At 37.1% G+C, this 8,357-nt stretch carries 6 protein-coding genes and 1 other RNA gene; 2 read left to right on the top strand and 5 right to left on the bottom strand.

Annotation, left to right across the window (positions count from 1 at the left end; genetic code table 11):
- Window positions 1-273 precede the first annotated feature (273 nt).
- The 4 genes from rny to RBU60_RS12880 form a co-directional block, all read right to left on the bottom strand.
- Window positions 274-1,845, bottom strand: a complete 1,572-nt coding sequence (rny, locus tag RBU60_RS12895; RefSeq protein ID WP_308865463.1) for a ribonuclease Y — start codon at window positions 1,843-1,845, stop codon at window positions 274-276.
- Between the two features lie 44 nt (window positions 1,846-1,889).
- A non-coding RNA gene (gene ssrS / locus RBU60_RS12890) (6S RNA) lies at window positions 1,890-1,997 on the bottom strand.
- 66 nt (window positions 1,998-2,063) lie between these two features.
- Complete coding sequence (locus RBU60_RS12885) at window positions 2,064-2,357, bottom strand: cell division protein ZapA (RefSeq protein ID WP_308865462.1); 294 nt, start codon at window positions 2,355-2,357, stop codon at window positions 2,064-2,066.
- Between the two features lie 6 nt (window positions 2,358-2,363).
- Window positions 2,364-2,654 (bottom strand): hypothetical protein, encoded by a 291-nt coding sequence (locus RBU60_RS12880; protein ID WP_308865461.1) that lies wholly within the window; start codon window positions 2,652-2,654, stop codon window positions 2,364-2,366.
- 173 nt (window positions 2,655-2,827) lie between these two features.
- Between RBU60_RS12880 and RBU60_RS12875 the strand changes: the two genes are divergently transcribed.
- Together RBU60_RS12875 and RBU60_RS12870 are read left to right on the top strand one after the other, a co-directional pair.
- The gene (locus tag RBU60_RS12875; protein ID WP_308865460.1) at window positions 2,828-4,528 is read left to right on the top strand and encodes a M23 family metallopeptidase; all 1,701 of its coding nucleotides are present in this window, start codon (window positions 2,828-2,830) and stop codon (window positions 4,526-4,528) included.
- 12 nt (window positions 4,529-4,540) lie between these two features.
- Complete coding sequence (locus RBU60_RS12870) at window positions 4,541-6,997, top strand: TonB-dependent receptor (RefSeq protein WP_308865459.1); 2,457 nt, start codon at window positions 4,541-4,543, stop codon at window positions 6,995-6,997.
- A gap of 193 nt (window positions 6,998-7,190) precedes the next feature.
- Here the strand turns inward: RBU60_RS12870 and RBU60_RS12865 are convergent, their stop codons facing one another.
- Entirely contained in the window at window positions 7,191-8,105 is a 915-nt protein-coding gene (locus tag RBU60_RS12865; RefSeq protein WP_308865458.1) for an NADP-dependent oxidoreductase, read from the bottom strand.
- Window positions 8,106-8,357: the final 252 nt, after the last annotated feature.

The following is an 8,357-nucleotide window of genomic DNA, read 5'->3' as shown; positions in this document are numbered from 1 at the left end:
TTCTTTGGAAAATCACTCAGCCGCCGTGAATCATTTTCAAATTGGCACATTTTCAAATTACCGCATTTCCAAATTAACACATCAGCAAATCATCACATCAAAACATCATTTACTTTTTGGACAAGCGATAGCAGCGGCATCCCCCGACTTTTTTGAGGGGATATAGCGGATAGCGCGGTGGCTGCTTTTTTGCAGCCATGGCCCCTAATCATTGCACAAAAAAAATCCCGTCATACTCGAGGAGCAGGCGGGATTTTAAATCTATTTCTAATCTTATTTAGCGATGTTTACCGCTCTAGTTTCTCTAATTACCGTCACTTTCACCTGCCCTGGATAGGTCATATCGGTTTGGATTTTTTGAGAAATTTCAAAAGATAAGTTGGATGCTTTATCATCGTTTACGCGTTCACTTTCTACAATCACACGTAATTCTCTACCGGCTTGGATGGCATAGGCCTTTTTTACACCGTTAAAGCCAAATGCAATTTCCTCTAAGTCTTTTAAACGCTGAATATAAGAGTCTAATACTTGACGTCTTGCTCCTGGTCTGGCTCCGCTTATCGCATCACAAACCTGAACGATTGGTGATAACAAGGAGGTCATTTCTACTTCGTCGTGGTGAGCTCCAATGGCATTACAAACTTCTGGTTTTTCTCCATATTTCTCTGCCCATTGCATTCCTAAAATCGCGTGAGGTACTTCGGTTTCTGAGTCTGGTACTTTTCCAATATCGTGCAATAATCCTGCACGCTTAGCCAACTTCGCATTTAAGCCTAATTCTGCCGCCATAACGCCACATAATTTCGCTACTTCTCTCGAGTGTTGTAATAAATTCTGACCATAAGAAGAACGGTATTTCATACGCCCTACCATCTTAATCAATTCTGGACTTAACCCGTGAATTCCTAAATCGACTACGGTACGTTTCCCTATATCTATAATTTCTTCATCAATCATCTTACGGGTTTTCTTCACCACTTCCTCAATACGAGCTGGGTGAATACGTCCGTCGGTAACCAACTTGTGTAAAGAAAGTCTTGCGATCTCTCTACGTACAGAATCAAAACAAGAAAGGATAATCGCTTCTGGGGTATCGTCTACAATGATTTCTACGCCTGTTGCGGCTTCAATGGCTCTAATGTTACGTCCTTCTCGCCCAATAATTCTACCTTTTACATCATCACTCTCTAGATTGAATACCGAAACGCAGTTTTCTACGGCTTCCTCGGTTCCAATACGTTGAATGGTATTGATGATAATTTTCTTAGCTTCCTGCTGCGCCGTCATTTTAGCTTCTTCAATGGTATCTTGAATAAGTGCCATCGCATCTGTCTTAGCCGATTCCTTTAAGGTCTCAACCAATTGTGCCTTCGCCTCTTCAGCACTCACGCCGCTAATTACCTCCAATTGCTTTACAGCACTTTGGTGTACTTTGTCTATTTCCTCTTGCTTTTTCACAAGATATTCGTTTCTAAAGTCGTAATCTTTAACCTTATCCTCTATGTCTTTGTTAAGTTTCTTATTTTTAGAAAGCTCAGATGAAACTTGAGACTCTTTATCTCGAGTTCTCTTTTCGGCATCTGCTAGTTTTTTATCTCTAGATAAGATTACCTTTTCATGCTCTGACTTTAGCTCGATAAACTTTTCTTTTGCTTGTAGAATTTTATCTTTTTTCTTGCTTTCGCCTTCCGCTTTCGCCTCTTTAATAATCGATGCAGCATCTTTTTTTGCTTCTGCAACGATAGAGTTTGCGCTTTTACTTTGCAGTGATTTTACGATAAAGTAGGCGATAATTGCTCCTACGATGATCCCTATGACTGCTCCTATAACTATTTGTATATCCATAAATTTATATATAAAAAAAGCCTGTATTAGCATAGATTTTGTATAAACTCCTTTAAACAAGTATAGGGCTAACAAGCTGATCAAGGATCCGTTCTAAGACGGCTTGCTTTTACAACTTAGACTCACCCTTTTTAAAAGAATAAGTGTTGAGTTTATCAAATATAAATAACTAATACAGGCAGTAAACCTTTGTTTTTTAATTAAAAGAACGTTTCTTATTATGTTAAATGATCATCCAAAACAGCAACTAAGTCGCTTAATTTTCGTCTTGCATCAATCACTTCTTTATCATTATTAATAGAGTGCTGCTCGGTTTTTGATGCAAACTGCAAGGCACACATGGCCAATACATCTTGCTTATCCCTCACCGCATAACTCTGCTCATATTGCTTAATCACTTCTTCTATTTTTTTTGCAGCCTTACGCAAGCCTTCTTCTTGGCTTGGCGCAATAGTTAAGGGATACACCCTGTCTGCTATAGAGAGTTTTATTTTTAATTTGTCATTACTCATCCAAATTTATTCTGAGAGTTGAACAATACATTGATCTATCTCTCGTATTAAGCTATTTATTTTGAGTTTTGTTTCTCTTTTATATTCGTTACTGCCTAAGATTGCGTTGGCAGACTTAAGGGTTTGATTTTCTTGCGAAAATGACTCTAATTGATTTTGAAGATGTGCTTCTCTACTTTTATTTTCTTGTATGATTTCTTCTAATTCCTTATTTTTTTTCCTTAAAAGTTCATGTTTATGTAGTAGCTTGCTAATCTTATTTTCAAGTGAATCAACTATTTCAATCAAATTACTCATCTGCTATTCACGTAATACTTATCCCTACAAAGTTAACATACCTTTACCAAAATGACAACCATTTTCTTTATCTATTTTAAAAGTTTGTTTTACTTGGCTGGATTTCATCAATCTATTTTATTTTTATAATATTTACGCTATCTTTAAAGTTAGTATACTTCTAATCCCTTTTTATGAGAGTTACTTTTTTACTATTGTTGTCGCTATGGCTCATTTTTCCGCTTCAAGCGCAACAAGATTTACCCCAAGATTATTTCGCTAGTCCGTTAGAAATCCCCTTGATTCTTTCGGGTACTTTTGCCGAGTTAAGGTCCAATCATTTTCATAGTGGTTTAGATATTAAAACGCATCAAAAGACAGGTCTTAACGTTCACGCTTCCGCGGAAGGCTATATAAGTAGAATTAAAATTTCCCGTTTTGGCTACGGAAAAGCGCTTTACATACAACATCCCAATGGCTACACGACCGTTTATGCACATTTAAAAAAGTTCTCTCCCACGATTCAAGCCTATATAAAAAAAGTACAATATGCTAAGGAAGATTATGAAGTAGAAGTCTTCCCTAAAGCCAACGAGCTTGCGGTACAACAAAATGAATTGATTGCCTTTAGCGGAAATAGTGGCGGCAGTGGCGGTCCGCATTTGCATTTTGAAATTCGGGATGCTTCAGCAAGACCTATGAATGCTTTAAATTTTGGATTTGATATTCAGGATAGCTCCCCTCCTCTTATTCAGGGTGTTTTTGTATATCCGCAAGGAGAAAATTCGCACGTGAATAGCAATAACAACAGACAAAAATTAAGAGTGATTCCACAAGGAGATGGAACCTATGTGACCGAAGATTTTAATGCCTATGGTACTATTGGCTTTGGCGTTTCTACGGTCGACCGATTAGACTTTGCTCCTAACAAAAATGGCGTTTATCAAATAAAAACTTCCGTTAACGGAAATGAACTCATGCAAGTCGATTTTAAAAAATTCTCTTTTTCAGAAAGCAGATACATCAATCGGTTTATAGATTACGCTTATTATAAAAATAAAAGAAAACGGGTGCAAAAACTCTTTCAAGAAGAAAATAATCCGTTAAGTATTATAACCACCTACGGTGAAAAAGGTTTGGTACATGTAAAAGACAGTTTAGATTATAATTATGTGATCAAAGTAAGAGACTTTAAAGGAAATACAAGCACCATTAAAATTCCTATTACCAGTAAAGAAGTAGCCTTAGATGGAATTCTTCCGAAGAAAATTGACACTACCGCTTATTACGCGAAAGCAAGTCAGGCAGTCGCTTTTGATGAAGATGGTTTCGACATTTACATTCCCAAAAACGCCTTATATGAAGATATGTATTTAGACATCAAGAAAGATGGAGAAGGCATTCAAGTTCATTATGAAGAGGTGCCTTTACATAAAAATATGACTATTGGTTTTGATGTAAGCAAGTACACTCCAAAAGACAGAGAGCAGCTTTACGTAGCAAGAATGACCTCTTGGGGCGCAGCTTATTATGTGAATACGTATAAGAAAAACAATCGTTTTAGCGTTAGTACTAAAACCTTTGGTAAATATGCACTAAAACAAGATAGCGCGGGGCCTGTGATTACTCCCGTTAATTTTAGGGAAAACCGATGGATGTCTAACGAGCAAGAATTGGTTTTTAAAATAGAGGACAAGCTCACCAATATTGGTGATTACAGAGCCACTATTAACGGAAAGTTTATCTTAATGGAATATGATTATAAAACGGACAAGTTGGTGTACTATTTTGAAGATGACATCATCCAAGAATCCGAAAACAATTTAAAACTCATCGTACTCGATAATGTAGGAAATAGTACTACATTTGAAGGCACATTTTTCAGAAAAAATTAAACCCACAATCCTTTGAAAAATTTTCTTTATCTCTCTTTACTGTTTTTTTCTACCAGTCTTTTGGCTCAAACTGCCCAAGTAAAAGGAATTATCCTTGATGAAAGCAATACCCACATTCCATTTGTTAATGTAAGCTATCTGGATGGCGGAACGCTTACCAACGAAAATGGTTTTTATGATTTGAGTATTCCTTCCAATAAAAACATTACCCTTACGATTAGTTATGTAGGTTTTAAAAAGATAGTTTTTACGGTTAACCTGAAGGAAGGCGAAGAAAAAGAGATTAATCCTGTTTTAAAGACAGATATTGAACAAATAAGCACCGTAATTATTACTGGCGACCGAAGAAGTAAAATTGAAGGTCTCACCACTATTTCACCTAAAACCATTAGAAAAATACCTGGTGCCAATGCAGGCGTAGAAAATTTACTAAAGACTTTACCCGGAGTTTCTTCTAACAATGAGTTGAGCACGCAATATTCTGTACGTGGCGGAAATTATGATGAAAACTTGGTTTATGTAAATGAAATTGAAGTCTATCGCCCTTTTTTAATTCGCTCGGGACAGCAAGAAGGCTTGAGTTTTGTGAATACCGATATGGTGAGAAATGTAGACTTTTCTGCCGGAGGTTTTCAAGCAAAGTATGGAGATAAACTTTCTTCTGTTTTAAGTATAGATTACCGCAGGCCGGTTGATTTTGGCGCTTCTGTAGAAGCTAGTTTATTGGGAGCAAGTGCGTCTGTAGAAGGAGTTTCTAAAGATGAAAAGTTCTCCGCTATTTTGGGCTTAAGATACAGAGACAACAGTCTTTTTGTAAATGCTAAAGAAACCGAAAGTACGTTTAAACCTCGTTTCGCCGATGCACAAACCTACCTTAGCTACCAAGTGAACGATAAGTTTGAATTGGGTTTTCTAGGAAATGTTTCCATCAACAAATATGATTACGAACCGATTGCTAGGCAAACCAACTTTGGAACGATTCAAGATCCTAAAGCCTTGATTATTTTTTACGAAGGACAAGAGAAAGACCAATACGGAACTTATTTTGCGGCCTTAAAAGGTTCTTATGAAATTTCAGATAATTATAGCGCCAAACTTATAGGCTCTGTTTACAACACCCAAGAACAAGAATATTATGACATTTTAGCCGAATACCGCTTGGGCGATGTGAATACCGACATTGGAAGTTCAGATTTGGGAGAAGTAGAATTTTCTGAAGGGGTTGGAGGTCAATTTACGCACGCTAGAAATGATTTAGATGCGTTAATTTTTAACGTAGAACATAAAGGAGTCATCAAAATTGAAGACCACCAAATTGATTACGGCATCAAATACACCCACGAAGACATTAAAGACCGCATACAAGAATATGAAATGATAGATTCGGCTGGTTTTTCGATACGACCTCCTTTTGGTGGTTTTCAAAACAACCAACCTTACGAAGCTTTTGATGCTCCATTAGCGCCTTTTAATAGCGTTAGAGCCTTCAATTCTACACAAATTAATAGAATTCAGGCGTATGCGCAATGGAGTTATAAAACGAAACTAGGAGAAAGCGATGCTTGGTTTAATGCAGGATTACGCTCGCATACGTGGGCAGTAACTAGCGAGGGCGAGACTTCTTCCGCGCAAAGCGTTATTAGTCCGCGTGCTCAATTTGCCCTTCAACCTAACTGGGAAGCCGATATGTTGTTTAGACTTTCGGGAGGATTTTATTACCAACCTCCGTTTTACAGAGAATTGCGAGGCGAAACGGGAGCGGTAAACCCCGATGTAAAAGCGCAAAAATCCATTCATATCGTCTTGGGGAATGATTTTAGTTTTAAGCTGGGAGATCGTCCTTTTAAGCTGGTTTCTGAAGCTTATTATAAAAATATTACCGATGTGAATCCATATACCCTAGAGAATGTGCGGATTCGTTATGAAGCAAATAATAATGCGGAAGCTTATGCCTACGGATTTGATTTTAGGTTAAACGGAGAATTTGTTCCAGGAACCGAAAGCTGGCTGAGTTTTGGGTATTTAAAAACCGAAGAAAATATTAATGATAGAGGTTACATCTCCCGCCCTACCGACCAGCGTCTAAAGTTTGCGGTATTGTTTCAGGACTATGTACCAAAAATACCGAGTTTAAAAATGTATTTAAATTTGGTTTATAATACGGGATTACCCGGAGGTTCTCCTAATTATGCAGATCCTTACGATTATCAAACCCGTTTGCCAGATTATAGAAGAGCTGATGTTGGTTTTTCTTATGTGGTCGTAGATCCTTCTGTAAATAACACCCACACCAATTTTTTAAACGTTTTTGAAGAGTTAAATGTGGGGATTGAAATTTTCAATTTATTCGATAATCAAAACTCGATTACCAATACGTTTGTAAGGGATGTGTACACCAAAAGAATGTATGCCATCAAGAATTATCTTTCTCCTAGAGTTTTTAATGTAAAATTATCGATGCGATTTTAGTAAAAGTCTATGACGCTTATCTCTTAAGATTAGTCGTTGGAAATACTACAAAAACTTTTAAAGTAGTAACTTCTGCTATTTTCAATATAAACGAAAACTGGATTCTATCTTAGAATCCAGTTTTTTTTAAGTGTTTATTTTTCTTCGGATACTTTATTATTTAAATTGGTATTTATCCTAAGCATCCGCAACTTTAAGGAAGCAGAATAATTTTACCACGAACGTGACCTTCTTTGCTTAATTTCTGTGCTTTTTTTGCTTCTGAAAGCGGAAATACTTTTTCTACGTGGGTTTTCACTTTCCCCTCTTCTATTAATTGAGTAATTTCTTCTAGTTGTTCAGCATTGGCTACCGAAGCGATTACTTTCCCTTCCACCTTATATTTCTTCAGTAATTCTTTGGAAGGATCTTCAACAAGAGAAACGAGGAATCCCCCTTCTTTCAATACTTGAAAAGAACGCTTTTGAGTATCGCCACCTATGGTGTCATATACCACATCCACATCGCTTACCACATCTTCAAAGTTGGTACTGGTGTAATCAATAAACTCATCGGCTCCCAAGCCTTTTACGAAATCCTTATTACTACCCGATGCGGTTCCTATCACATAGGCTCCTTTAGCTTTTGCCAGTTGAACTGCCATAGACCCCACTCCGCCAGAAGCCGCGTGGATCAGAATTTTTTGCCCGCTTTTTAACTTCGCCGTTTCAAAAATGGCTTGCCAAGAAGTTAGCGCGCCCATAGGAATAGAAGCTGCTTTCTCATAATCTAGATTCTTTGGTTTTTTACTGAGCTCACCTTCTTTCACAATCACATATTCGGCATAGCAACCGATTAGGATTTTACCATAGACTTCATCTTCTTTTTTAAATTCCTTAATCTCGGCGCCCATTTCTTCTACTGCTCCTGCGAAATCTGCTCCCAAGATCAAGGGAAGTTTCATCCCGAATTTCTCTCCCTTTCCGTCACGTATCTTCCAATCGACAGGATTTACACTTGCGGCATGAATTTTTACTAAAATTTCATCTGCTTTAGGTTCGGGGCGCTCCACATCAGTATAGTTTAATACACTTTCATCTCCATATTCTTTCATCTGTATCGCTTTCATTTTCATTGTTTTTTTATTTTAGAAACGGTTCATATCTTTACGGAAGTATTCCGCACTTCAATCTAATTAATTCATTATAAATGACTCCTATTTTAACCTTAAAAGGCTGTTAATCTTTGTAAAGTGATGTGTTGATTTGATGATGTGGTAATGTGGTAATTTGACAATGAGTTAAGGCTCAACACAAAAAGTTGTGGAGTAACTAAAAATTAGGGAACTTTGAAATAAAGATTTCTATGTCCTCAGATTCAT

Origin of the sequence: Mesonia profundi (assembly GCF_031085155.1) — a bacterium.
GTDB lineage: Bacteria > Bacteroidota > Bacteroidia > Flavobacteriales > Flavobacteriaceae > Mesonia > Mesonia profundi.
The sequence above is the reverse complement of the archived record's forward strand: the minus strand, read 5'-3'. Positions and strand labels throughout refer to the sequence as shown.

Coding starts and splice junctions, on each gene's coding strand:
- RBU60_RS12875 (WP_308865460.1), top strand. CDS start 2,828: ATGAGAGTTACTTTTTTACTATTGTTGTCGCTATGGCTCATTTTTCCG.
- rny (WP_308865463.1), bottom strand. CDS start 1,845: ATGGATATACAAATAGTTATAGGAGCAGTCATAGGGATCATCGTAGGA.
- RBU60_RS12880 (WP_308865461.1), bottom strand. CDS start 2,654: ATGAGTAATTTGATTGAAATAGTTGATTCACTTGAAAATAAGATTAGC.
- RBU60_RS12885 (WP_308865462.1), bottom strand. CDS start 2,357: ATGAGTAATGACAAATTAAAAATAAAACTCTCTATAGCAGACAGGGTG.
- RBU60_RS12865 (WP_308865458.1), bottom strand. CDS start 8,105: ATGAAAGCGATACAGATGAAAGAATATGGAGATGAAAGTGTATTAAAC.